The sequence below is a fragment of the Microlunatus spumicola genome (assembly GCF_039536445.1).
Taxonomy (GTDB): Bacteria; Actinomycetota; Actinomycetes; order Propionibacteriales; family Propionibacteriaceae; genus Microlunatus; species Microlunatus spumicola.
On record NZ_BAAAYR010000001.1, the window covers coordinates 1,051,848 to 1,075,546 of the forward strand.

General features: G+C 74.2%; 23 protein-coding genes. 10 read left to right on the forward strand and 13 right to left on the reverse strand.

The genetic code is table 11. From position 1 onward, the window contains the following. Nucleotides 1–157: 157 nt before the first annotated feature. Nucleotides 158–955, forward strand: coding sequence for a VanZ family protein (locus tag ABD665_RS04755; protein ID WP_204911996.1), 798 nt, complete (start codon nucleotides 158–160; stop codon nucleotides 953–955). 1,620 nt (nucleotides 956–2,575) lie between these two features. On the opposite strand, the gene ABD665_RS04760 is transcribed toward ABD665_RS04755, so the two are convergent. From ABD665_RS04760 to ABD665_RS04780, 5 genes are all read right to left on the reverse strand, one after another. Beyond that, the gene (locus ABD665_RS04760; protein WP_204911995.1) at nucleotides 2,576–4,498 is read right to left on the reverse strand and encodes an outer membrane protein assembly factor BamB family protein; all 1,923 of its coding nucleotides are present in this window, start codon (nucleotides 4,496–4,498) and stop codon (nucleotides 2,576–2,578) included. A gap of 66 nt (nucleotides 4,499–4,564) precedes the next feature. Continuing rightward, the gene (locus ABD665_RS04765) at nucleotides 4,565–5,584 is read right to left on the reverse strand and encodes a zinc-binding dehydrogenase (protein WP_204911994.1); all 1,020 of its coding nucleotides are present in this window, start codon (nucleotides 5,582–5,584) and stop codon (nucleotides 4,565–4,567) included. 52 nt (nucleotides 5,585–5,636) lie between these two features. Then, on the reverse strand, nucleotides 5,637–6,452 hold the full coding sequence (locus tag ABD665_RS04770; RefSeq protein WP_344741244.1) for a carbon-nitrogen hydrolase family protein: 816 nt from the start codon (nucleotides 6,450–6,452) through the stop codon (nucleotides 5,637–5,639). After that, nucleotides 6,449–7,681 (reverse strand): phosphoserine phosphatase SerB, encoded by a 1,233-nt coding sequence (serB, locus tag ABD665_RS04775; RefSeq protein WP_344741247.1) that lies wholly within the window; start codon nucleotides 7,679–7,681, stop codon nucleotides 6,449–6,451. Before serB ends, ABD665_RS04770 begins: the two co-directional genes overlap by 4 nt. Then, on the reverse strand, nucleotides 7,678–8,412 hold the full coding sequence (locus ABD665_RS04780) for a pirin family protein (RefSeq protein WP_204911993.1): 735 nt from the start codon (nucleotides 8,410–8,412) through the stop codon (nucleotides 7,678–7,680). Before ABD665_RS04780 ends, serB begins: the two co-directional genes overlap by 4 nt. Before the next feature lie 49 nt (nucleotides 8,413–8,461). Between ABD665_RS04780 and ABD665_RS04785 the strand changes: the two genes are divergently transcribed. The 4 genes from ABD665_RS04785 (at nucleotide 8,462) to ABD665_RS04800 (ending at nucleotide 10,173) form a co-directional block, all read left to right on the forward strand. Then, nucleotides 8,462–8,962 carry a DUF427 domain-containing protein gene (locus tag ABD665_RS04785; RefSeq protein ID WP_204911992.1) on the forward strand — a complete coding sequence of 167 codons (501 nt, stop codon included), beginning with the start codon at nucleotides 8,462–8,464 and terminating at the stop codon, nucleotides 8,960–8,962. Between the two features lie 32 nt (nucleotides 8,963–8,994). After that, complete coding sequence (locus ABD665_RS04790) at nucleotides 8,995–9,324, forward strand: MGMT family protein (protein ID WP_204911991.1); 330 nt, start codon at nucleotides 8,995–8,997, stop codon at nucleotides 9,322–9,324. A gap of 156 nt (nucleotides 9,325–9,480) precedes the next feature. Continuing rightward, nucleotides 9,481–9,684 (forward strand): cold shock domain-containing protein, encoded by a 204-nt coding sequence (locus ABD665_RS04795; RefSeq protein ID WP_204911990.1) that lies wholly within the window; start codon nucleotides 9,481–9,483, stop codon nucleotides 9,682–9,684. A gap of 114 nt (nucleotides 9,685–9,798) precedes the next feature. Continuing rightward, nucleotides 9,799–10,173: a UBP-type zinc finger domain-containing protein gene (locus ABD665_RS04800; RefSeq protein WP_204911989.1), complete on the forward strand. Its 375-nt coding sequence runs from the start codon at nucleotides 9,799–9,801 to the stop codon at nucleotides 10,171–10,173. 40 nt (nucleotides 10,174–10,213) lie between these two features. Here ABD665_RS04800 and moeZ read toward each other — a convergent pair whose 3' ends face one another. From moeZ to ABD665_RS04830, 6 genes are all read right to left on the reverse strand, one after another. Next, on the reverse strand, nucleotides 10,214–11,386 hold the full coding sequence (gene moeZ, locus ABD665_RS04805; RefSeq protein WP_204911988.1) for an adenylyltransferase/sulfurtransferase MoeZ: 1,173 nt from the start codon (nucleotides 11,384–11,386) through the stop codon (nucleotides 10,214–10,216). A 158-nt stretch (nucleotides 11,387–11,544) separates the two neighbouring features. After that, complete coding sequence (locus tag ABD665_RS04810; RefSeq protein WP_204911987.1) at nucleotides 11,545–11,898, reverse strand: hypothetical protein; 354 nt, start codon at nucleotides 11,896–11,898, stop codon at nucleotides 11,545–11,547. A 164-nt stretch (nucleotides 11,899–12,062) separates the two neighbouring features. Next, entirely contained in the window at nucleotides 12,063–13,205 is a 1,143-nt protein-coding gene (locus ABD665_RS04815; protein ID WP_204911986.1) for a DUF222 domain-containing protein, read from the reverse strand. A 239-nt stretch (nucleotides 13,206–13,444) separates the two neighbouring features. Then, nucleotides 13,445–14,281, reverse strand: coding sequence for an aminoglycoside phosphotransferase family protein (locus ABD665_RS04820; RefSeq protein ID WP_204911985.1), 837 nt, complete (start codon nucleotides 14,279–14,281; stop codon nucleotides 13,445–13,447). A 10-nt stretch (nucleotides 14,282–14,291) separates the two neighbouring features. Beyond that, nucleotides 14,292–15,329 (reverse strand): GNAT family N-acetyltransferase, encoded by a 1,038-nt coding sequence (locus ABD665_RS04825; protein WP_204911984.1) that lies wholly within the window; start codon nucleotides 15,327–15,329, stop codon nucleotides 14,292–14,294. 80 nt (nucleotides 15,330–15,409) lie between these two features. Then, complete coding sequence (locus tag ABD665_RS04830; protein ID WP_204911983.1) at nucleotides 15,410–16,492, reverse strand: CPBP family glutamic-type intramembrane protease; 1,083 nt, start codon at nucleotides 16,490–16,492, stop codon at nucleotides 15,410–15,412. A 155-nt stretch (nucleotides 16,493–16,647) separates the two neighbouring features. On the opposite strand from ABD665_RS04830, the gene ABD665_RS04835 reads away from it, so the two are divergent. Together ABD665_RS04835 and ABD665_RS04840 are read left to right on the forward strand one after the other, a co-directional pair. After that, the gene (locus ABD665_RS04835; protein ID WP_204911982.1) at nucleotides 16,648–18,132 is read left to right on the forward strand and encodes an amino acid permease; all 1,485 of its coding nucleotides are present in this window, start codon (nucleotides 16,648–16,650) and stop codon (nucleotides 18,130–18,132) included. A 1-nt stretch (nucleotide 18,133) separates the two neighbouring features. Next, nucleotides 18,134–19,021: a universal stress protein gene (locus ABD665_RS04840; protein ID WP_204911981.1), complete on the forward strand. Its 888-nt coding sequence runs from the start codon at nucleotides 18,134–18,136 to the stop codon at nucleotides 19,019–19,021. A 74-nt stretch (nucleotides 19,022–19,095) separates the two neighbouring features. Here ABD665_RS04840 and ddaH read toward each other — a convergent pair whose 3' ends face one another. Further along, the gene (gene ddaH / locus ABD665_RS04845) at nucleotides 19,096–19,893 is read right to left on the reverse strand and encodes a dimethylargininase (protein WP_344741257.1); all 798 of its coding nucleotides are present in this window, start codon (nucleotides 19,891–19,893) and stop codon (nucleotides 19,096–19,098) included. A 51-nt stretch (nucleotides 19,894–19,944) separates the two neighbouring features. Here ddaH and ABD665_RS04850 point away from each other — a divergent pair, with 51 nt between their 5' ends. Genes ABD665_RS04850 through ABD665_RS04860 form a run of 3 tightly spaced genes read left to right on the forward strand, consistent with a single transcriptional unit; the run spans nucleotide 19,945 to nucleotide 22,971 of the window. Beyond that, nucleotides 19,945–20,817 carry a GNAT family N-acetyltransferase gene (locus ABD665_RS04850; protein ID WP_344741259.1) on the forward strand — a complete coding sequence of 291 codons (873 nt, stop codon included), beginning with the start codon at nucleotides 19,945–19,947 and terminating at the stop codon, nucleotides 20,815–20,817. Next, the gene (menC, locus tag ABD665_RS04855) at nucleotides 20,814–21,965 is read left to right on the forward strand and encodes an o-succinylbenzoate synthase (protein ID WP_344741261.1); all 1,152 of its coding nucleotides are present in this window, start codon (nucleotides 20,814–20,816) and stop codon (nucleotides 21,963–21,965) included. The genes ABD665_RS04850 and menC overlap by 4 nt, the downstream gene beginning before the upstream one ends. A gap of 10 nt (nucleotides 21,966–21,975) precedes the next feature. Further along, a complete protein-coding gene (locus ABD665_RS04860) occupies nucleotides 21,976–22,971 on the forward strand; it encodes a non-homologous end-joining DNA ligase LigD (RefSeq protein WP_204911980.1) in 996 nt (331 codons plus the stop codon). Here the strand turns inward: ABD665_RS04860 and ABD665_RS04865 are convergent. Continuing rightward, complete coding sequence (locus ABD665_RS04865; RefSeq protein WP_204911979.1) at nucleotides 22,968–23,687, reverse strand: DUF2470 domain-containing protein; 720 nt, start codon at nucleotides 23,685–23,687, stop codon at nucleotides 22,968–22,970. The genes ABD665_RS04860 and ABD665_RS04865 overlap by 4 nt on opposite strands. Between the last annotated feature and the right edge of the window lie 12 nt (nucleotides 23,688–23,699).

Sequence of the window (23,699 nt, forward strand, 5' to 3'; positions counted from 1 at the left end):
TGCTGACCGTGCGCCGTCCGGGTGGGCCCACGGGCCCGCGCCGTACGACCAGGGTCGTCGCGGGGCTGCGGCACCGCGGCCCACGGACCGATGTCCGGGAGCCCGTCGCCGGGGAGGCTCGAGGGGTCGCGCCGCCACCCCACGAGGAGACCTCCCTGTGCCCCGATCGTTCGTCGCCGAGCTCCACGCCGGACCCGTGCTGCTTCCCCTGCTGGTCGGGGTGGTCGTGGTCTGGCTGCTCGCGCTCGGGCACCGCCGCGCTCTGACCCCGGGTCGGACGCTGACCGTGCTGGTCGCGACGACGTACGCGGCCGCCGTGCTGGCCCTGACCTTCTTCCCCTGGCGCGTGCCCTTCCCCGACGGTCGCGGCGACGTGCTCGTGGGCACGCCGACCGCCGCGCCGGAGGTGGCGCTGCGCAGCCTGCTGAACGTCGTCCCGTTCACCACGATCGACCCGCCCTCGTTCCTGCTCAACGTCGTCATGACGCTGCCGCTCGGCGCCCTGCTCCCCCTGCTGCTCCGGGTCCGGGGCGTGCCCGCGGTCGCCCTCGTCGGGCTGGCGGTCAGCACGTCGATCGAGCTCGGGCAGGGCGTGGGCGACGTGGTGCTGGGCATGCAGCGGACCGTCGACGTGAACGACCTGGTCGCCAACGTGTCCGGGACCGTGCTGGGGCTGCTGTGCTTCCGCGCGGTGGCCGGCGTCGCCGGCAGCGCGCTGGTGCGGTTCGCGCTGCCGGGCAGCGCCGTGGCGGGAGCGGGTCCGGCTCAGGCGGGGCCGGGCTGGCTGGTCGACGACCCCGAGGAGACGGCGTACGGGTCCGGCGGGACGCTCGCGGGGGTGGGCGCCGGCGTCGCCAGCTCTCCCGACGGTCGCGCGAGCACGGCCACGAGGCCGGCCGCCAGCAGCGCGGTGCCGAACACCAGGTCGCCGAGCTCGGCGTACGGGTCGAGGTAGATCGTCGTGCTGCCGTCGCGGACCAGGGCCGCGAAGGCGAGCACGCTCATGGTCGTCACCGAGTTCGCGAGGACGAGCAGCACCCGGGTCGGCCGGGCGAAGCGCCGGCTCGCCCCGTTCGCCCAGCCGGACCCGGTGAAGAGGTCCCAGACCAGGCCGAACAGCACGAGCGCGGCACCCGAGAAGCCGAGCAGCGCCCCCACCGGGTCGGAGATGAAGTCCCGCCCCGAGAACAGCGCGCAGAGCGTCAGCGCCCCGGCCAGCGCGAGCGCCCGGGGTCGGGTCAGGCGGCGCCGCACCAGCTGCACGACTCCCCCGACGAGGACGACGGCGGTCGCGACCAGGTTGAGCACGTCGGGGTCGACCCCGGCCCGGGCCTCCGGACCCTGCACCAGGCCGCGCGCCAGGCTCACCAGCATCACGCCGACCATGCCGAGCACGAGCGCGCGGGTCGCCCGACCCCGCCGCGCGGCGCGCAGGGCGAGCACCAGCACGGCCAGCCCCACGACGGCCCGGATCGGGTCGACCAGCCGGCCCACCAGCGCGGCCGCGTCGACGTCGGACCCCGTCACCGCACCGGTCGTGTCCAGCGCGGCGACCAGCGGGAGGACGCCCACGGCGAGCTGCAGGGGCAGGTTCACCACGATCAGCGCCGCGCCGACGGGCAGCGCGATGACCGTCAGCTCGTCGCCCAGCCCGTCCACGTCGGGGCGGGCGGACCGGCGCCGGGCCACGGCCAGCAACCCGACTCCGACGACGGCCAGGAGGCCGACCAGCAGCAGCGACGGGACGACCACGTCCCAGCCCTGGCGGACGGGGTCCAGCGTGAGCACCTGACGCACCACCTGGACCGCGCGGACCAGCACGACGACGCCGAGGACCGCGTACGGGACCCAGTGCCGTGCGACCCGCTGGGCCTGCTCGGTCGCGGAGACCGTGAGCCGCAGGCAGACCTCGGCGACCGCGGCGCCGGCGACCATCGCGGTCGGGAGCACGAGGTAGCCGAGGATCGCGGCGAGGTACTGCAGCAGGAGCGGCACCTGGTCGGAGCCGAACTCGACCGCGTAGCGGTTCTCGACCAGCCCGACCACCAGGCAGGCGCCGCTGATCGCCCAGACCGCCCCCAGCTCCCACCAGGCGAACGGCCGCCGGGAGCGGACGACGACGAGCACCACCAGCCCGGCCAGCAGGGCGAGGACGACCAGCGGCCACCACACCGAACCGCTGGTGCCCGGCGTGCGCAGGCTCCACGCCGCGAGGGCCGCCAGGACGACGAGCAGCGCGAGCAGCCGCAGCCACCACGGCGCCCGCAGCCCCGCCGTCAGCAGGAGGCTCAGCCCGAACGAGAAGAGGGTGGCGAGCATCCAGACGGCGGGTTCCGGGAGCCCGACCCCGCCGCTGGCGCCCGCGTCGAGGACGGACGCGCGCCGGATCGGCCCGGAGGCGACGACGAGGACGCCGGCGAGCAGGAAGGTGAGGTAGGCCAGCAGCACGACGGCCCGCAGCCCGTACGGCCACGCGTCCTCGCGGATCCGCCCCTCCCGGACCGGGGCCACGACGGTCTGGCGGGCCACGGCGCGGACGTACGGCACGACCCGCGCGGCGACGCCCGGGCGCGGCTCAGCCACCGGTCGTCCAGGAGTCGAAGGTCCAGCCCTTGGTGTAGCCGAAGAGGTAGACGCCCTGCGGCGTCGCGAGCCCGGGCCGTTCGCTCGACACCAGCGAGGTCGTGCGGGTGGGCCACGTGGCGGCGACCGCGCCGTCCGTGCCGACCACGTCGACGCGGTCGGACGTCCAGCCGACGAGGTGGTCCGCGGTCGGGTCGACCGTCAGGTAGCCCGGCAGCCGCTCCGCGACCCTGCCGGACGGGTCGAGCAGCAGCGAGGCGGTCTTGGAGACGACGAGCGGCCGGCCGGCGAAGGCCGTGAGCGCGGTCAGCTGCCCGTCGACGTGCGTGAGGAAGCGGGTCTCGCCCGACCCGGGGTCGAGGGCGAGCACGTTCTGGTCCTCGGCCACGAGGACCCGGTCGCCGGCGACCGCGACGGCGGTGGACGCGAACGACCGGTCCCAGCGGGGTGCGCCGGTGGCGGCGTCGAGGGCCGTCACGGTGCCGCCGCGGTCCCCGACGACGACCAGGCCGGCGCCGACGGCCGGCGCGCGGTTGACGTCGGAGGACACCTCCCGTCGCCAGCGTTCCGCGCCGTCAGTGATCCCGAACCGCAGCACCCGGCCCGACAGGTCCACCAGGACGGCGTCGGCGTCGGAGACCTGGACGGGCGCGGTGGGGCCGATCTCGGGCAGCGCCGCCTCCCACAGCCGCATCCCGGCGTCGGAGTAGGCGACCAGGCGCCGCTCGCTCGTCGTCACGAGGACCACTGAGCCGTACGCGGCCAGGCTCAGCACGGTGCCCCCGGGGTGCGCCGACCAGGCCGGGGTCCACGCGTCCGCCGTCTTGGGGGTCGTCGCGACCAGGTCGTCCGGCGGGCGCAGCGCCCGCACGACCAGGCCGGAGGCCGTGAGCACCGGCTCCACCACCGTCCGCGCCGCCCCGTACATCGCGCGGGTCTCCCCCGTGTCGTCGACCGTCACGGTGTCCCAGGTCCGCGGGGTCCAGGTTTTCGGGTCCGTCCAGGCGACCGGTGCGGTCGTCGTGGTCCGCGCGGCCGGCGACGGGGCGGGCACCGCGGTTGCGAGCGTCCGGGTGGCACCCACGCTCTCGCTCGCCGTGACGACGCCGCGGCCGGGGCACCAGGTCCGGGTCAACGAGGTCCGGCGGCGGACCTGCTCGGTGCCGAGGGCCTTGAGGACCAGCTGTCCGCTCACCTCCAGGCACCCGTCCGGGGCCGCGGCCGCCCGGAACGTGCCGGCGTAGCCGAGGTCGTCGCTGCGGTCGTCCCCGTCGGCGACCGTGCCGGACCCGGCCCAGGACGAGCCGGGTCCCACGTCGGCCGGCAGCTCGACGAGCGCCGGCTCGTAGGCGGTGACGGTGCCGTCCGCGGCCCGCTCGCCCGCGAGCTCGACGCTGCCACGGACGCGGTGGTAGCGCACGGTCTGGCTGCCGACGCCGACGTCGTCGACCGAGGTGGTGAAGGTGCGCCACAGCCGCGCGGTGGTCGGGTCGTCGTCGTAGTCCTGGTGCAGCACGCGGGTGGTGAGGAAGGAGTCGCCGCTGACGAGGCCGTTGATGCCGGCGAAGCGGGCGGACTCGGTGACCTGCACCGTCGTGTCGGTGACGAGCTCACGGGTCGTCTCCACCCGCTGCCACAGCGCGTCGCCGTCGGCGGGGACGTAGGTCAGGGCCGACGACGTCGCGGGCGACGGCGAGCGTCGCGCCAGCCACGTAGCGGTCCCGACGACGAGCCCGAGGCAGAGCAGGACGACGAGCGGGACCCACCAGGGCCGCGCGGGCCCCACGGTGGCCGGAGCCCCGACGGGTGCGGCCCAGGCGGGATCGACCGCCGACGGAGCGAGCAGGTCGACCGGCATCGTCGACCAGTCCTGCACGGGGAACGGCGCCCAGCGCCCGTCCGCCCCGCCGCTCACGGCGGACATCCTGCCAGCCGGGAGCGTCGGCGGAGGCGGTCCGACGCGGTGTCTCCGACGCGGCGTCTAGGGCGTGATCAGCACCTTGCCGACGGCACCCCGCTCGACCGCGGCGTGGGCCTCCGCGGCCCGGTCGAGCGGGAAGTGGTGCAGCGGCAGGCCGTGCCGCTCGCCGACCCCGATCGCGCCGTCGAGCAGCGCCGCGCCGAGGTCGTCGACCGCGCGGGCCTTCGCGGCGGCGGGCAGGGTGTAGACGAGGACGAACTGCCACCGCACGTTGCGGACCATGGACGTCCGCACCGGCACCGCCACCTCGGCACCGCCGCCGTCGTCGGCGTACGTCGCCACGACGGCCCCCGGCGCGAGCAGCCCGCCGTCCAGCCCCGCGTTGGCCTGCGGGTTCACCTCGACGACCACGTCCACGCCGTGCGGCGCGATCTTGCGGACCTCGTCGCGCACGTCCTGGCGGCGGTAGTCGACGACGTGGTCCGCACCCGCCGCGGCCGCCAGCTGGGCCTTCTCGGCGCTGCTGACCGTCGCGATGATCGTGGCGTCGGACCAGCGCCCGAGCTGGATGGCCGCGTTGCCGACCGCGCCGGCCCCGCCGGAGACGAGCACGGTCCGGCCCTGCAGCGTGCCGGGGCCGAGCCGCAACGGGCCCTCCTCGGCGACCGTCAGGCACCGGTGGGCGGTGATGAAGGGGATGCCGAGCGCGGCCCCGACGTCGTACGACGCGCCGTCAGGCAGCGTCGCCACCCGCGTCTGGCGGACCAGCGTCTGCTCGCTGGTCGTGCCCCAGCGTCGCTTCCAGGCGGCCTCGAACAGCCAGACGTCGAGCCCGACCCACGACGCGGGGACCCCGGCACCGACGGCCTCGACGACCCCGGCCCCGTCCTGGCCCGGGATCTGCGACGGGTCGACCGGGGTGCCCGGCTCCCGTCCGACGCGGGACTTCCAGTCCGTGGGGTTGACCCCGGAGCGGACCACCCGGACGCGGAGCTCGCCCGGGCCGGGCTCGGGGACGGCCTCCTCGGTGAGCTGCAGGACCTCGGGACCGCCGGTCTGGGCGTAGACGACTGAGCGCATGGGCGAGTCTTACCCACGCCCCTGCTCGGTCCTCCGTGAGGTCGGCCGTGTCCTACGCGAGGTCGCGGCGGCGGTTCAGCAGGACCGGCAGCGCGGACCGCACCCGGCCCACCTCGTCGAGGTCGAGCTCGGTGACGACCAGGTCGGGTTCACCGCCCAGCTCGACCAGCACGGTCCCGTCGGGCCCGACCACGCAGCTGTGGCCGACGCCGGTCGGTGCCGCGCCGCCGTCGGTCGGCAGGATCCCGGACGTCAGCGGGTCGGCCTGGCCCGTCGCGACCACGAAGCAGGTGCTGTCCAGCGCCCGGGCCCGCGTCAGCAGCTGCCACTGCTCGACCTTGCCGGGCCCCGCACCCCAGGAGGCCGGCAGGCACACGACCTCCGCGCCGCGGTCGGCCAGCGCGGTGAACAGGTCGGGGAAGCGCACGTCGTAGCAGGTGGCCAGCCCGACACCGACGCCGTCGACCCGCACCACGACGGGGGTGTCCCCCGGCGCCACGGTCGCCGACTCGGCGAACCCGAACGCGTCGTAGAGGTGGATCTTGTCGTACGCGGCCTCGACCCCGGGGCCGGTCGCCAGGAGCGTGTTGGTCACCCGCCCGTCGGGCGCCGGGGTGAACATCCCGGCCACCACGACCACGTCGTGCCGGGCGGCGATCGCCCGGACGCCGTCGGCCCACGGTCCGTCGAGCGGCTGGGCCACCGGGCCCAGCGGCCCCCCGAACGCCCGCATCGTCGCCTCCGGGAACGTCACCAGCCGCGCACCCGCCGCGGCGGCCCACGCGGTCTGCTCCGCGACCAGGCGCAGGTTCTCCTCGGGGTCGGGACCGCTCGTGACCTGCGCCTGCGCCACCCGCAACGTGCTCACGCACCCACCTCCGTCCCGACCGGCCGGCCGGCCGCCACCGCGTTCTCCGCCGCCGTCACCCGCTCCACGTCCGCACCCCGGATGCCGAGCATGAACAGGATCGCGTCCAGGTAGGGCACGGACACCGTCGTGTCGGCCTGCGCGCGGACCACGGGCTTGGCGTTGAACGCGATCCCGAGCCCGGCCGCGGCGAGCATGTCGAGGTCGTTGGCTCCGTCCCCCACCGCGACGGTCTGGGAGAGCGGCACGCCCTCCGCCGTCGCGATCTCGGCCAGGAGCTCGGCCTTGCGGGCGCGGTCGACGACGGTTCCGAGGACCTCGCCGGTCAGCCGGCCGTCGCGCACCTCGAGCGTGTTCGCGTGGGCGTGGTCCAGCCCCAGGTCGACGCGCAGGAAGTCCGTGAACGGCGTGAACCCGCCGCTCACCACGCCCACGACGAACCCCAGCCGCTTGAGGGTCCGGACGAAGGTCCGCGCGCCGGGCGTGAGCCGGATCCGCGCGCGCACCCGGTCGATGGCGGCCTCGTCGAGCCCGGCCAGGAGCCGGACGCGCTCGCGCAACGACCCCTCGAAGTCGAGCTCGCCGGCCATCGCACGGGCCGTGATCGCCGCGACCTCCGGCTCGCAGCCCGCCTCGTCGGCGAGCAGCTCGATGACCTCGTCGACGATCAGCGTCGAGTCCACGTCCATGACGACGAGCCGCTTGGCCCGGCGCTCCAGCCCGTTGACCTGCACCGCCACGTCGATGCGCTCGGCCTGGGCGACCGCGCCGAGCTCGCGCCGCATCGCCTCGACGTCGCCGGCGATGACGACGAGGTCGTACGCGGTGACCGGCTCGGTGGCCAGGCGGACGATCCGGTCGATGTTGCCGCCCGTCGCCGCGACCGCCTCGGCAACCGCGGCGAGCGACGAGGGCGTCAGCGGACGGCCGAGGACGGTGACCGCGTGCCGCATCAGCCCGGCGCGGCTCGACGTGCTGGCGACCCGCTCGAAGTCGACCTTCATGCCGTGCTGGAAGCCCCAGAAGAGGACGTCGCGCACCACGCCGTCGTCGGCCCCGTCAAGGCGGACCAGGACGTCAAGGGTCAGCCGCTCGCGGACGACGAGCTGCTCCATGTCCTCCAGCACCGCACCCGCGCTCCCCAGCAGCTGCAGCAGGTCGCGGGTGAGGCTCGGCCGGTCCCGCCCGGAGACGCGGATCAGCAGGGGCAGGTTCGGCTCCACGGTCACGCGAACGTCCAGACGAGCAGCTCGGCGGGCTCCACGGCCGTGACCGCGAGCGGGGCCGGGGTGGTGATCTTCAGGGCGTCGCCCTCGTCGAGCCGGCCGACGCCCTCGACCTCGACCGCACCGCGGGCCACCAGCGCGTACGCGGCGGGCGCCTCGGGCAGGGGACGTCCCACGCCGGGAGCGAGGCGGGTGACCCAGAGGCTGGTTCCGCGGCTGCGCAGGTAGACGAGGGCCTCGGCATCGGAACCGGAGGCTGCCAGCGCCCACCCGGACGCGAGCGACTCGTCGGCGACACCGCCGCTGCTCCACCGCGGAGGTCCTCCGGGCTCGTCCGGCCGCACCCAGGTCTGCACGAAGTGCACCGGTGCGTCCGCACTCGCCCCTTCGGCGTGGCGGACGCCGGCACCGGCGCTCAGGAGCTGGACGAAGCCCGGCACGAGCGTCACGACGTCCTCGTCCGCGTAGGCGTCGTCCGCGTGCTCGAGCGCTCCGGAGAGCACCCACGTCACGATCTCGACGTCGCGGTGGAGGTGCTCCGGGTAGCCCTCGCCGGCGCGGACGGTCTCGTCGTTGAGCGCGACGAGCGACCGGAAGCCGACGTTGTCGGGGTCGTAGTGCTCGCCGAACGAGAAGCTGTGGTGCGTCACGGCCCAGCCCTCGGCCGCGTCGGGCCGGGCGGGGGCGACCGTCAGGAACCGGTCGCCGGAACGACGCACCTCGACCCCCTGCACGAGCGTCAGTATCCCCTGCCGGGTCGGGCGTCACGCCTACGCTTCGTCCATGGTCAGCCGCCCGGTCCCCGATCCCGTCGCCCCCGGCCAGGAGTCCGTCTGGGACTACCCGCGCCCACCCGCGCTCCGGACCGTCGACCAGCTGGTCACCGTGGTCCTCGGCGGCGTCGAGATCTGCGAGACCCGGGCCAGCATCCAGTACCTCGAGACCTCGCACCCGCCCACCTACTACCTCCCGCGCGAGGCCTTCGTCGCCGGTTCGTTGCGCGAGGCGGGCGGTTCCTCCTTCTGCGAGTGGAAGGGCGAGGCGGCCTACCTCGACGTCGTCGGCGGCGGGAAGACCGCGCGGCGTGCGGCCTGGCACTACCCCAGCCCGACGCCGCGCTACGCCTCCCTGCGCAACCACGTGGCCCTCTACCCCGGCCAGATGGACTTCTGCCTGGTCGACGGCGAGCGCGTCGAGCCGCAGCCGGGCTCGTTCTACGGCGGCTGGATCACCAGCGCGGTCAGCGGACCGTTCAAGGGCGGGCCCGGCTCCCAGGGCTGGTGAGGCCGGCCGAGCAGGGACGGATGGTCCTGGCGATGGTCGACGCAGGTCCGGACGCGTACGCCGAGGCCGTGCTGCGCCTCGTGGAGGCCGTGCCGGAGGGTGCGGTGACGACGTACGGCGACCTCGCCGAGATGGTCGGGCGCGGCGGTCCGCGCCAGGTCGGGACGGTGCTCGCGCGGCACGGGGCGGGGGTGCCGTGGTGGCGCGTCGTCCGGGCGGACGGCCGCCCGGCCGAGGGCCTGACCGAGCGGGCGCTGCGCCGGCTCGGCGACGAGGGCGTGCCGCTGCGCGACGGCCGCGTACGGATGGCGCTCGCGCGCTGGCGACCCGACCCCGAGACCCTCGACGCGGCCCGTCCCTGAGGTGGCCAGCGCGTGTCCCGCGCGCGAACGCGGAGCGGTCACCGGTCGTTCCCAACCCGGGGGCGTTGTGCCAGGCTAGGAGCGCTGCTCGTGACGGAGCGGCAAGTCGGGCTCCGTGAGGTGCGGGCCCGGATGCCAGATCGCAAGGAGAGTTGCATGGCGCAGGGAACCGTCAAGTGGTTCAACGCTGAGAAGGGCTACGGCTTCATCGCCGTGGACGGCGGAGGCCCGGACGTATTCGTCCACTACAGCGCAATCCAGACCAATGGGTTCCGCACGCTCGACGAGGGTCAGCGCGTCGAGTTCGAGACCACGCAGGGTCCGAAGGGCCCGCAGGCCGACGCGGTCGTCGCGATCTGAGCCCGACCCGCACCGACTGACACGCAGCAGCCCCCGGCACCTCGGTGCCGGGGGCTGCTGTCGTCCGTGGACCGCTCGGTACGGTGTGCGCGCAGACCGTCACGAGGAGGAGCCATGGCCGTTCACGACGCCAAGTGGGACAGCGACATCGACACGGACGTCCCCCCGAGCGGGAACGGCTGCGTCGAGTGCGACGCGAGCGGTTCCTGGTGGTTCCACCTGCGCCGCTGCGCGGCGTGCGGGCACATCGGCTGCTGCGACGACTCGCTCAACAAGCACGCCACCAAGCACGCGATGTCGGAGCGGCACCGCTACATCCAGTCCTTCGAGCCCGGCGAGGACTGGTTCTGGGACTACCGCGACCAGACCGCCGGCGAAGGCCCGACGCTCGCCGCGCCGCACTCCCACCCGCGGGAGCAGACGACGCCCGGCCCCGCCGAGCGCGTCCCGTCGGACTGGCAGCAGGAGCTGCAGGACGCCGACCGCTAGCTGGTCGGCGCCCTGCGCCCTGCTGGTCTGTGCGGGTCGATCAGTAGGCGGGCTGGCTCGGGTCGATGTCGTTGACCCAGGCGCTGACGCCGCCGCCGACGTGCACGGCGTCGGCGAGGCCGGCCCCGCGGACGATGGCCAGGACCTCGGAGGACCGGACGCCCGTCTTGCAGTAGAGGACGACCTGCTTGTCCTGGGGCAGCCGCCCGAGGGCCTCGCCCGTCTGGAAGTCGCCCTTGGGGATCAGGATCGAGCCCGGGATCGCGTTGATGTCGCGCTCCACCGACTCGCGGACGTCGATCAGGGTGAAGTCCTTCTCACCCCGCTCGCGCTCCTGCAGCCACTCCTCGAGCTGACGCACGCCGATGGTGTGCCCGGCGACGGCGTCCGCGGCCTCGTCGGTGATCGCACCGCAGAAGGCCTCGTAGTCGATGAGCTCGGTGATCGGGGCCGCGTCCGGGTCCTTGCGCAGCTTGAGCGTCGTGTACGACATCTCGAGCGCGTCGTAGACCATCAGGCGACCGATCAGCGGCTCGCCGATGCCGGTGATCAGCTTGATCGCCTCGGTGACCATGATCGAACCGATCGAGGCGCACAGCACGCCGAGCACGCCACCCTCGGCGCACGAGGGCACCATGCCGGGCGGCGGGGCCTCGGGGTAGAGGTCGCGGTAGTTGGGCCCGTAGTCGTCCCAGAAGACGCTGGCCTGGCCCTCGAAGCGGAAGATCGAGCCCCAGACGTACGGCTTGTGCGACAGCACCGCGGCGTCGTTCACCAGGTAGCGCGTCGCGAAGTTGTCCGTGCCGTCGAGGATCAGGTCGTACTGGGCGAAGATCTCCATGACGTTGTCGTTGTCCAGCCGGACGTCGTGGACCTCGACGTTCACCAGCGGGTTGACCTCGGCGATGGACTCCTTGGCCGACAGGGCCTTGGACTTCCCGATGTCGGACTGGCCGTGGATGATCTGGCGCTGCAGGTTGGACTCGTCGACGGTGTCGAACTCGACGATGCCCAGCGTGCCGACGCCCGCCGCGGCGAGGTAGAGCAGCGCGGGGCTGCCGAGGCCACCGGCGCCGATGACGAGGACGCGGGCGTTCTTCAGGCGCTTCTGCCCCACCATGCCCACGTCCGGGATGATCAGGTGACGGCTGTAGCGACGGACCTCTTCGGTCGTCAGCTCGGCGGCGGGTTCGACCAGCGGTGGCAGAGCCACGGTTCCTCCTGCTCTCGTACGGGACCCGTCGGACGGGCCCCTCGATCGTCAGCCGGAACGTCTCCCCGGGGTGACCTATTCCGACGGTCGGACTCCTGGGCAGCGTCCGACCCGGTCCGGAAGACGCGGGACCGAGGTCGGGAGCCGTCGTCGCGTGGTCAGGTGCCGAGCAGATCGAGGACGACCGCGCGCCAACGGCGCAGCACGCCGACCAGCTCGTCCACCCCTACCTCCTGGTCGTCGAACATCTCGTACTGCGAGTGGGCGACCACTCCTGTCGTGGTGAGGATCAGTTCGCTGGCGTTGCCGCCGGCGACGATCGTTCCGAGCGACCCCCGCTCGATGGCGGCGAGCGTGTCGTCGATCCAGTAGGTCGAGGGGTTGACCCCGTCGCTGCCGCGGGGCGCCCGGGTCGTGACTGCGTCCTGCAGCGTGTCCTCGAGCGGTCCCCAGCGCTCCGGCAGGTGAACGTCGACGACGAGGTCGTCGCGCTGGGTGAAGCGAGCCTCCACGCCCGGATGATTCCCTTCTCGTGTCCGCCGAGGCGACCTCCCGCAGCTCTCGGCCAAGGGCCGCTACGGAAGCTCCTCCGCGGAACTGCAAGGCCGATTGCCTCGCTTGCATCCGAGGTGCCGACTGAGGCAGGCAAGCATCCGAGAGCACGACGAGCAAGCGCTCACGGTGGGTCGGGCGCACGACCCGTGTAGTGGTGGCCGGTCGGGGTGGTGGTCCGGACGGTGTGGGGCTGCTCGCCGAGCCCGTCGTGGACGACGGTCGCGGTCCAGCCGGGCTGCTCGCGGACGAGGTTGTGGCGGGCGCACACGCCGCGCCCGTTCGCGAGGGTGGTCTCTCCGCCGTCGGCGTAGCGAGTCACGTGGTCGAGGTGGCGGACCGGTGCACCGCAGAACGGTTCGCGGCAGGTCTGGTCCCGGACGGCGATCAGATCGCCCAACGGCCCAGTGAACCTCCGCCTCCTGGCTTCGAGCCCGACCACGTGGCCGGCGAGGGTGGCGTGCACGATCCGCCACCGCTTCACCCCACCGCTCGCGTCGACGACCGCGTGGGCCAGCGGACCGGGCAACGGCCCCGCGCCGGCGATCGTCGCGGTGCGTGACGAGTGCGGATCGGTGGGGAGCTCGGCGGGCATGACGATCTGCACCTCGACCGGAACGTCGGTCGCGGTGGCCTGACCGGTCAGTCGCTCGACGAGGGTGTCGGCCATGATCTGCCCACGCGTCCGCTCGTCGCCCGTGGCGACAACGCCGTCGGTGTGGCGCCGTAACGCGGCCAGGCAGGCGACGCCCTGCTCGACCGGCAGGTAACCCGACAACACGCTCATCGTGTCCGGCGCCGGCCGCAGACCGACGCGGCGATGCTTGCGCTCGTGCCTGCCCCGGGCGACGTAGGCCTCACGGTCCGCCTCGTACGCGTACCGGCGGGCCAGCGCGGCGGCGTCGCGAACGCCCTTGGCAGTGAGATCAGCCGCGTGCAGCCGTGCGTCGGCCGCACGACGGGTCGCCCCGTCGAGGTGCCGCGTCTCGGTCACGACCGCCTCGGCCGTCTGTTCGCTCACCGCGCCCGACGAAAGGGCGGCGTACGTTTGCGGCAGGTCAAACCACCAGGCCCGAGCTGACGACAACCGCCGGGCGGCAGCTGTGGGCGACAGCCGGCACGCGAGCCCGATCTCCTCCGCGATCCCGCGCCCGACGTCACGCGGGTGAACGTCCAGGGCCAGCTGACGCTCCACCCGCGCCCGTGCGAACCTCACCACCGTCGCCGCCTGAACCGCCGCCACCGCGGCCCGCAGCCGTTCCAGCACCGCGATCTGGTCGACCAGGTCGGCCTCGGACGACTCGTCGTCCACGCCGCCCAGCGCGTCCGCGGTCAGCGACGCCAGCTCGTCGAGCAGTGAGCACAGCCGCCGCGAGGCCGGGTGAGGGAGTCCCTCGACCTCGTCCACCACCCGCAGCGCCATGAACCGAACCTACGGCCCTCTACCGACAGAATCGAACACCTGAGCGAACCGCACAACACCAGCGCGAGGTGGACAACACCCGTTCAGCGCTGCACGGCCTTGACGACCGTCGTCGCCCACGTGACCTGCTCGGCGGGCACGCTCCCCCGCGCGAAGGAGGCCGCCAGCTCGACGACCGTCCGGACGACGACCCAGGCCCGCGCGCGGTCCTCGTCCAGCCCGGCGGCGTCGACGACGGCGTAGAAGCGTTCGAGCAGGTCGCCGCGCAGGTCCTCGCTGGCCTCGGCCCCGTCCCAGCGCAGGAGGACCGCGGCGACCTCGTACGCGGGGTCGCCGGTCACGGGCCGCGGCGCGACGGCCACCCACCGACGGTCCGCGGTCGCCCGGACGGTCGCGGGACGCAGGTCGCCGTGCAGCAGCGCGGGTCCGGCCTCGGCGGGGTCGACGAGGCCCGGCGTCCACGCCCGCACCTGCTCCAGGAACCGCCGCGGCACGGCTGCGCGCACGGCGGGCAGGTCGAGGTCGGCTGCCCAGCCTGGCGCGAGGTCGGCGAGGCGGGGCGGCTGCGGGATCGGCGTGCGGTGCAGGACGGCGTAGAGGTTCCCGACCTCGGTGCACGCCTCCCACACGTCGAGGGTCCGGAGGTCGTCGTCGGGGTCGGTCCGCTCGGTGAGCAGCAGGTGCCGCCGCGGGTCGGCGCGCAGCAGCCGGACCGCATCCCGGCCGTCCCACGCGCGCAGGGCCAGGTGCTCGTACGCCGAAGCGTCCGGCGCGTGCTCGAGCAGCGCCGCCTCGCCCGAGGCGGTGCGCACGGGCACACCCGCCCGCGTGCCCTCCGGCGTCGGGCCCTCCACCCGGAGGTCCCACTCGGCCGCGACGGCCTGCAGCACCCGGTCGTGGGGGTTCACCACGACCGGCACCCGCCGCGCCTCACCCCTCGGTGCCTGCGTCGCGGTAGCGGTGCCAGGACTCGGTGCGGTGGTCGACGACCCACCCGAGCGAGAGGTAGAGGCCGTCCGCGTTCGTCGAGGAGTCCGCGTCGACCTCGAGCGAGACCCGGTTGCGCCCGCGGCGGGCGGCGTCGGCGATGACCGTGTAGAGCAGCGCCTTGGCGACCCCGCGTCCCCGCGCCCGGCGGTGCACGCCGATGTAGTCGACGTAGCTGCCGTAGGCGCCGGAGGCGTCCGGCGGGGAGACCGAGCTGATCAGCGCCCCGCCCGGGTGCCACGCGCCGTCGAGCTCGACCTCGGCGATCCACCAGTGGTCCCACCGGTGCCAGGGGTCCTCCTGCAGCCGCACGACGAACTCGGCGAAGCCCTCGCGGTAGGAGTTGAAGTGGTCGGCGAACGACTGCTCCAGCACGAGGTGCACCGTCTGGAGGTCCTCGGCCGTGGGCAGCCCGTTGCCGTGCTCGCGGACCCGCCGCACGCGGACGCCCGGACGCGGCCCCGGCAGCACGCCGGGCTCGGCCTCGGCGGGGACGACCGGGCGGACCATGTGGAGCCAGGTGCGGACGCACTCGTAGCCGGCGCCGGCCAACCAGCCACGCTGGCGCTGGTCGTCCGACTCGGCGGCCGAGTCGAGCTGCGTACGCGGGGTCCGGCGGAGCGCGGCGACCTCGGCACCCTTGCGGTCCGCCCAGGCGAAGAGGCCGTCGGCGATCGCGTCCTGGGCGGGCGCGTCGGGCGCCACGAGGACGCTGACCTCCGTCCGCCCGTTCGCACGGTCGTGCACCACGCCCCAGCCCACGAGCGTGCCCGCGGGGTCGTGGACGACGAGCTGGCGCCGGGTCCAGCTGGCGGGCCCGACGACGAGCGAGGTCAGGGTCGCGACGTCCACGGGCGTGCTGCCGCTGCGCCGGTTGGCGGCGAGCAGGGCGGTCAGCGCCCCGATGTCACCGTCGCCGGGCACCCGGGCCGACCAGCCCTCGGGCAGGGTCGGCCGCTCGGACGTCGCTGGTTCGGGCACACCGGAAGTCTGTCAGCCCGAGGCGCAGGGGTGGTGCCGACCGTCTTCAGGCCCTTCGACAGGCTCAGGGGCGTACGGCGTCAGCGACCGAGCGGCGCGAACCACGTCGCATCGGGCGGGTCCACCGGGATCGGCTGCCCGTACGCCCACGGCGCGGGCTCGACGGCGGGCTCGAGCACGGGGCGGGTCGTCCGGTCGATCCGGGAGCGCCGGGCCTGCCAGAGGATCAGCGCGACGGCGATCGCGTGCACGACCAGGCCGGGGAAGAAGTCGAACGGGGAGCCGGTCGTGGTCTCGTCGACGAACGAGTCCGCGTAGCCGCCGTACGTGATCGTCACGATGCCCACACCGACGTTGTTCACCGCGTGCATGGCGATCCCGGCCTCGAGCCCGCCGGTGCGCCAGTTGGCGAGGCACGCCGCCACCGCCAGGGTCGCGATGCTCAGCAGCACCCACGGGTCGGGGCTGCCGTGCGCGAGGCCGAACAGCGCCGCGGACACGACCGTCGTGACGACGAGGCCGGCGACGGGGCGGGCGAAGTACGCGCCGAGGTTCTGCACGAGCCAGCCGCGGAAGAGGAACTCCTCCCCCGCCGCCTGGAACGGGGTCACCACCAGGGCCATCACGAGCAGCAGGACCCAGTGGTCCGGGCGGTCGGGCGCGGTCGGGTCGACGAAGAAGCCGAGACCCAGGTACACCACCCACACCGGCGCGACGACCAGGGCGCAGCGGCCGAGCCAGCGCCAGCGCAGACCGCCGCGCACGGAGGCGACCCACCGCGGGCGGACCTTGTGCGCCACCGCGACGGCGAGCGCCGACACCGGGATGAGGCCGGCCAGCAGGAGGTCCGTCGCGTTCGCGGTGATCGGGCTGAAGTCCTCGTCCAGCGTCCCGACCCACGCGTCGGGCAGCAGGGCGTCGAGACCGGCGTACCCGGGGAAGATCACGAGGAACAGCGCGAAGAGCAGCCCCACCAGGACGGCGAGGGAGACCAGGGGGCGCCACCAGCGCCACCGGGGGCCGCGCAGCAGCTGGTGGTAGGCGACCGGGTGGTCGGGCAGCAGCGTCGGGTCGCGCCGTCGGCTCCGCGGCCGGCTCCACAGCCGTCCAGCGCGCCGCGCCTCGAGCCGCCCCTGCACCGGCGGGAGGTCGAGGCTCCACATGCCGCCACCCTCCCACCTGTCGCCCGCTCGCCCCCGCTGACACGCAACCGTTGCGTACGCGCTGCGGCGAGGGTCTGGTCAAGGCGGGGCGGGGCCGGGAGACTACGTCGCACGTCGCCGGGGTGTCCCGGCGCGACGCCGGGGATCGGAGCCGTATGAGCACCTCGACCGTTCGACCCGGGTTGCGCGGCGAGCTCTGGCGCCGCAAGCCGGTGGGCGAGAGCGCCAACCCGCACGGACCGCGCCTGGAACGCACGATCGGCACCTTCCAGCTGACGATGTTCGGCGTCGGCGCCACCATCGGCACGGGCATCTTCTTCGTGCTCGGCCAGGCTGTGCCCGAGGCCGGACCGGCCGTGATCGTGTCCTTCATCCTCGCGGGCATCGCCGCCGGGCTCGCCGCGATCTGCTACGCCGAGCTGGCGTCGTCGGTGCCGGTCTCGGGCAGCACCTACTCGTACGCGTACGCGACCCTCGGCGAGGTCGTCGCCATGGGCGTGGCCGCCTGCCTGCTGCTGGAGTACGGCGTCTCGACCGCGGCGGTCGCCGTCGGCTGGTCGGGCTACCTCAACGAGGCCGTCAGCAACATCTTCGGCTTCTCGCTCCCCCAGGCCCTGCTCTACGCCCCCTTCGCCGCCGATCCCGACGCGCCGACCGGGTTGATCAACCTGCCCGCGGTGGTCCTCGTCGGGCTCTGCATGCTGCTGCTGCTGCGCGGGGCCAGCGAGTCGGCCCGGGCCAACGCGATCATGGTCGTGATCAAGCTGGGCGTGCTGCTGATGTTCGTGGTGATCGCGCTCACCGCGTTCAACGGCAGCAACTTCAGCGACTTCACCCCGCTGGGCAAGGCGGCGGTCGGCACCGCCGCCGGCACGATCTTCTTCTCCTTCATCGGCCTGGACGCCGTCTCCACCGCCGGCGACGAGGTCAAGGACCCGCAGCGAACCATGCCGCGCGCCCTGATCGCGGCGCTGATCATCGTGATCGTCTTCTACGTGCTGGTGGCCTTCGCGGCGCTCGGCACGCAGCCGTGGACGGAGTTCGAGGGGCAGCAGGAGGCGGGGCTGGCCAAGATCCTCGAGGTCGTCACCGGAGCGAACATCTGGGGCACGATCCTCGCCCTCGGCGCCGTGATCTCGATCTTCTCCGTCACGCTCGTCACGCTCTACGGGCAGACCCGCATCCTCTTCGCGATGGGCCGCGACGGCATGCTCCCGCCGGTGTTCGCCAAGGTCAGCACGCGGACGGGCACGCCGGTCAACAACACGATCATCGTCGCGATCGCCGTCGCCATCCTCGCGGCCTTCGTGCCGCTGGACTACCTCATCGACGTGGTGTCGATCGGCACGCTGACCGCGTTCGTGATCGTCTCGCTCGGCGTGATCATCCTGCGGGTCCGCGAACCCGACCTGCCCCGCGCGTTCAAGGTCCCGGGCTACCCGGTCACGCCGGTGCTGTCGATCCTCGCCTGCGCCTACATCCTGTCGAGCCTGCACTGGATCACCTGGGTCGTGTTCGCCGGGTGGGTGATCGTCTTCCTCGCCTTCTACATGTTCTACGGCCGCAAGCACTCCGTGGTCGGCAGGCTGCAGCGCGGCGAGATCACGCCCAACGAGATCCCGAGCACGAAGGAGCACTGACGTGTCGGTGGTGGTCGGCTACACGCCCGGCAAGGGCGGGCGCGGTTCGTTGGACCTCGGCCTGCAGCTGGCGCACGCGCTCGACGAGCCGATGGCGGTCGTCACCGTCGTCCCGCGGCAGTGGAGCACCCCGTCCATGGCCCGGATCGACGCGGAGTACGGCGCGTACGCCCGCCAGGTCGCCGAGGAGGCCGAGCGGCAGGCGCGCGAGTACCTGACCGAGACGACGGTGACGGTCGACGTGACCTACCGGGCCGTCCCCGGGCGGTCCATCCCGGGCGCGCTCGTCGACGTGGTCGCCGAGCTCGACGCGACCGTGCTCGTGCTCGGGTCGTCGGCGGACGGCCAGGTCGGGCGCGTCGTGGTCGGGTCGACCGCCGACAAGCTCCTGCACGCCTCCCCGGTGCCGCTGGCGATCAGCCCGCGCGACTTCCGTTCCGTGGCTTCCGAGGGCGTCACCAAGGTGACCTGCGCCTTCTCCGACTCGCACGCGTCCGTCGCGGTCGTCGGGCGCGTCCACGCGCTCGCCGAGCAGTTCGGGGTGCCGCTCCGGGTCGCGAGCTTCGGCGTCCGCGGCGCGACCATGTACCCGCCGCTCGGCGGCATCACGGCCGAGGACTCGGTGCTCGACTCCTGGGTCAGCGAGGCCGAGGCGGCCCAGCGCCGGCTGGTCGCCGACGGCGTGATCCCCGAGTCCGTCGAGCGGGTCATCGGGACCGGCCCGTCGTGGGGCGACACCCTCGCCTCGATCCCCTGGCAGTCCGGCGAGGTCCTCGCGATCGGCTCGTCCTCGATGGGACCGCTGGCCCGGGTGTTCCTCGGGGCCCGCGCGACCAAGCTCATCCGGCACGCACCGGTTCCGGTGATCGTGCTGCCGCACGAGGCCTGAACCCTCTCCACCCGACCGCATTTTTCTCCGTCCGACCACCTCAGCGGTGGTCAGACGGCGGAAAGATCAGGCGCCTACCTGCGGATCCGGACCGAGAGGCAGGTGACGCAGCCCTCGAGCCGCTCGAACTCGCTGATCGGCACCGTCACGACCTCGAGGCCGCGGGAGCGATACAGCTCCGCGGTGCGCGGGGCGTCGGCGGACATCAGGACGGCGCCGCCGCCGAGGTCGACGACGGCGGTCCCGTGCTCCTCGGGCACCGGGAGGAACGGCACGAAGGCGGCCACGTCGTCCACGAGCGGCTCGTAGCCGACGACGGTCCCGTCGGGCAGTGCCGTGACGCCCGACTTCAGGTGCAGGACCTTCTCGACCGGCACGGCGACGACCCGGTGCCCGTACGGGGCGACGAGCGCGGCCAGCTGGCGGATCCCCTCCTCGTTGGTGCGCGCGCCGCGGCCGACGTAGAGGACGTCGCCGACCTTCAGGACGTCACCACCGTCGAGGGTCCCGGGCGGTTCGATCGCCGCGACCTCCAGGTCGAGGCCGGAGGCGATCAGGCGGTCGACGCCGGCCCGCGCGCTCACGAGCTCACCTCGGCGCGAGGCCGCGCCGGGCGACGTGAGGACGGCCAGGCGGTCGACGACCACGAGGGCGTCCTCGACGAACACGCCGTCCGGGTGCTCCGGCGCGGCGTCCAGCTCGACCACGCCCCAGCCGCGGTCGGCGAAGGCGGCGACGTAGCCCTCCCACTGCGTACGGGCGAGGTCCGGGTCGACCGGCACCCGGTCGAGGTGGGTCAGCTCCCCCTCGGCGAGCCGGGGCGAGGGCGGGCGGACGACGATCAGCGGGACGTTCGGGGAGACGGGAGCCACGCCGCCATTCTGGCCTCGGGCGCCCGGAGGGTCTCTGGCAGGATCGCCCCCGTGGCGGACGACGCGGACGGGCTCCTGCGGCGCGAACGCCTGTCCGACGCCGCAGACGCAGCCGCGGCCACGGCCGGCGTCACCGTCCGGGACCTCGACGCCGGCGAGATGGCGGAGGCCTCGGCCCTCCTCGCCCAGGTCTGGCGGACCGGTCCGCGCGAGAGCCCGATGGAACCGGGCCTCCTGGTCGCGCTGGGGTTCGTCGGGAGCTACGTCAGCGGGGCGTTCACCCCGGACGGGACCATGGTCGGGGCGTGCGCCGGGTTCTTCGGCGAGCCGCTCGGCGGCCTGCTGCACTCCCACGTCGCCGCCGTCAGTCCCGGCGGGCCGCGCGGGACGGGTACGGCGCTCAAGCTGCACCAGCGCGCCTGGTGCGCTAAGCGCGGCATCGGCGTCATCGCCTGGACCTACGACCCGCTCATCGCGCGGAACGCCTGGTTCAACCTCGGTCGGCTCGGCGCCCACGTCGAGGCCTACCTCGTCGACTTCTACGGCGTGATGGACGACGGCCTCAACGCCGGCGAGGAGAGCGACCGCCTGCTCGTGCACTGGCCGGTCGACCCGGGTGCGGCCGAGCCCCTCCCGTCTCTCGACGGCGCCCACGTCGCGCTCGCCGTCGGGCCCGACGGAGCGCCCGTCCACGGCACCGACCCGCCCGCCGACGCCGACGTCGTCACCCTGGCCGTGCCGTCCGACGTGGAGGCACTGCGGGCGAGCACGCGCCCCGGCGACCGGGCGACCGCGTCGGCCTGGCGCACCACCTTCCGCGAGGTCCACGCCGGCCTGCACCAGCAGGGCTGGCGGGTCCACGGCTTCGTCCGCAGCGGGCAGTACGTGCTGCACCGTCCCCATCCAGAACCGGAGCCCTCATGACCCTGACCCTCGACGCCGTCGTCCTGCACCAGGTGCGGCTGCCGCTGGTCTCGCCCTTCACCACGTCGTTCGGCACCGAGACCGAGCGGCTCGCGCTCATGCTCGAGGCCCGGACCACCGTGTCCGTCGGAGGGGTCAGCCGCGAGGTCACGGGTTGGGGCGAGTGCGTCGCGCAGGAGGAACCCACCTACTCGAGCGAGTACGTCGCGGGCGCCCAGGCGGTCCTCGTCGACCACCTGCTGCCGCGCCTCTTCGCCGCGCAGCGCGAGCGGCCGCTCAGCGCCGAGACGGTGGGTGAGGTGCTGGCCCCGGTGGTCGGGCACCCGATGGCCAAGGCGGCGCTGGAGATGGCGCTGCTGGACGCGCAGCTGTGCGCCGCGGGCACCTCCTTCGCGGACTACCTCGGCGTCACCGTGGACCGGGTCCCGTCGGGCGTCTCGGTCGGCATCCAGGACGACGTGCCCACCCTCCTCGGCGTGGTGCAGGACTACCTCGACCAGGGCTACCGGCGGATCAAGCTCAAGATCAAGCCGGGGCGCGACGTGGAGCCGACCCGCGCGGTCCGCGAACGCTTCGGCGACGTCCCGCTGCAGGTCGACGCCAACGCCGCGTACACGCTGGCCGACGCCGGTGTCCTGCGCCGGCTCGACGCCTTCGACCTGCTGCTGATCGAGCAGCCGCTGGCCGAGGACGACCTGCGCCAGCACGCGCTGCTGGCGGCTCAGCTGCAGACGCCGGTGTGCCTCGACGAGTCGGTCGTGTCCGTGGCCCGCGCCGCCGACGCCCTGGCCCTCGGTGCGGCCAGCATCATCAACATCAAGCCGGGCCGGGTCGGCGGCTACCTCGAGGCCCGGCGGATCCACGACCTCTGCCGGGCCTCGGGCGCGGCCGTCTGGTGCGGCGGGATGCTCGAGACCGGGCTCGGCCGTGCGGCCAACGCGGCGCTCGCCGGGCTGCCCGGCTTCACCCTGACCGGCGACATCTCCGGCTCCGACCGCTTCTACGCCGTCGACCTCACCCCGCCCGTGGTGATGGAGGACGGCTGCGTTGCGGTCCGCCGCGAGCCCGGGCTGGGCGACCACCCGGAGCCGGCCCGCCTGGAGGAGTTCGGCGTGGGCCGGCTGGTCGTGGAGGCTCCGCGCCCGTGACGGGACCTGGATGACGAGCGTCCGGGTCGGGGGGCGCACGCTCGGCCTGTCCAACCTGGACAAGGCGCTCTACCCCGACGGCTGGACCAAGGGCGAGGTCATCGACTACTACGCCCGGGTCGCCGACACGATGCTGCCGCACGTCCGGGACCGCGCGCTGACCCGGCTGCGCTTCCCGAGCGGGGTGCCGGCGGGGACGCGGGCCCTGGAGACGGGCGGGACGACGCCGCTCGCGGCGGGCTCCTTCTACGAGAAGAACGCGCCCGTGGGCACCCCGGACTGGGTCCGCCGTCAGCCGGTCCGGACCAGCGAGGGCGTCATCGACTACGTCGTCGCCGAGGAGACCGCGACGCTGGTGTGGCTGGCCAACCTGGCGGCGCTCGAGCTGCACGTCCCCCAGTGGACGATCGGCAGCGGCCGGGTGGGGCCGGACGGGGTGCTCGACCTGCCGGGCGAGGAGCCGCGCGAGGGCGAGGCGCTGGCCGACCGGGTCGTGGTCGACCTCGACCCGGGCGCCGGGATGAACGTGCTCGACTCGGCCCATGCCGCGCTCCTCGTGGCCGGAGCGATGGCGGCCGACGGCCTCGTGCCGGTCCCGCAGACCTCCGGCAGCAAGGGCGTGCAGGTCTACGCCGCCGTCGCACCCTGCCGGGCACGGGACGCGTGGGCGTACGTGAAGGGGCTCAACGTCGCGATGGCCAGGGTCCGGCCCGACTTCTTCGTCTCCTCCATGTCGGTGGAGCAGCGGCGCGGGCGCATCTACGTCGACCACAACCAGGACCTTCCGGCCCGCAACACCATCGCGCCCTACTCGCTGCGCGGGCGGGAGCGCCCGTCGGTGGCCACGCCCGTCACGTGGGAGGAGCTCGCGGCGGCGACCCGTCCGGAGGACCTGCACTTCTCCCCCGCGGAGGTCCTCGAGCGCGTGGCCGAGCAGGGCGACCTGGCCGTCGACCTGCTGCTGGACGACCGACCGCCCCTGCCGACCGCCGGGGGCGCGGGCTAGCGCGGTCCGGTGCTGCGCCCGACGGCCGGCGCGGACGACAGCCGCCGCCAGAGCTCGCCGGCGTCGCGGACCGGCGGGTCGAAGGCGATCTCGACCGTCGTCACGCCCTCGACCCCCAGGCAGACGAGCCGCGCCCCACGGGTGGTCAGCGACGCGAGGGTGACCGCCGAGGCGCCGGGGACGCCGTGCGTCGCCGCCAGCTGCGCCAGGTCGTGCGCGTGCTCCTGCTCGAGGTGCTCGGTCAGGCGCCGCCCGCGCGCCAGCAGCCAGTCGGGTGCGGCGGCGGCGAGCGCACGCGGGGTCAGCGGCTCGGGCGACCCGCCGGGCGACGCGACGACCAGCCCGGTCAGCAGCAGCGGCACGACCCGCAGCGTGGCGGGGTCGACGGGCCCGAGCAGGCAGCCGCGGTGCTCCTCGATGGTGCGGACGACCGCCGCGTCGTCCCCGGCCGTCCGGGCCGGCATCGTCGTGCCCGTGCAGCGGACCACGCCCACGTCGGGGATGGCGACCCGGCAGCTCAGCCGGGTCCCCGTCGGGAAGAACCGGTCCGGGTCCGACGGCACCAGGTAGGGCTGCGCGCCGGCGGCGAGCAGGCCCACCGGTCCGGAGGCGGCGTCCTCCTCGCCGTCGACGCGGACGCACACCGCCTCGTGGCAAGTCCCCAGGACCGTCCTGGCCAGCACGGCGGCCTCGTCGTGGGCGTCCCGACCGTCCATCTCTGCGCTCCT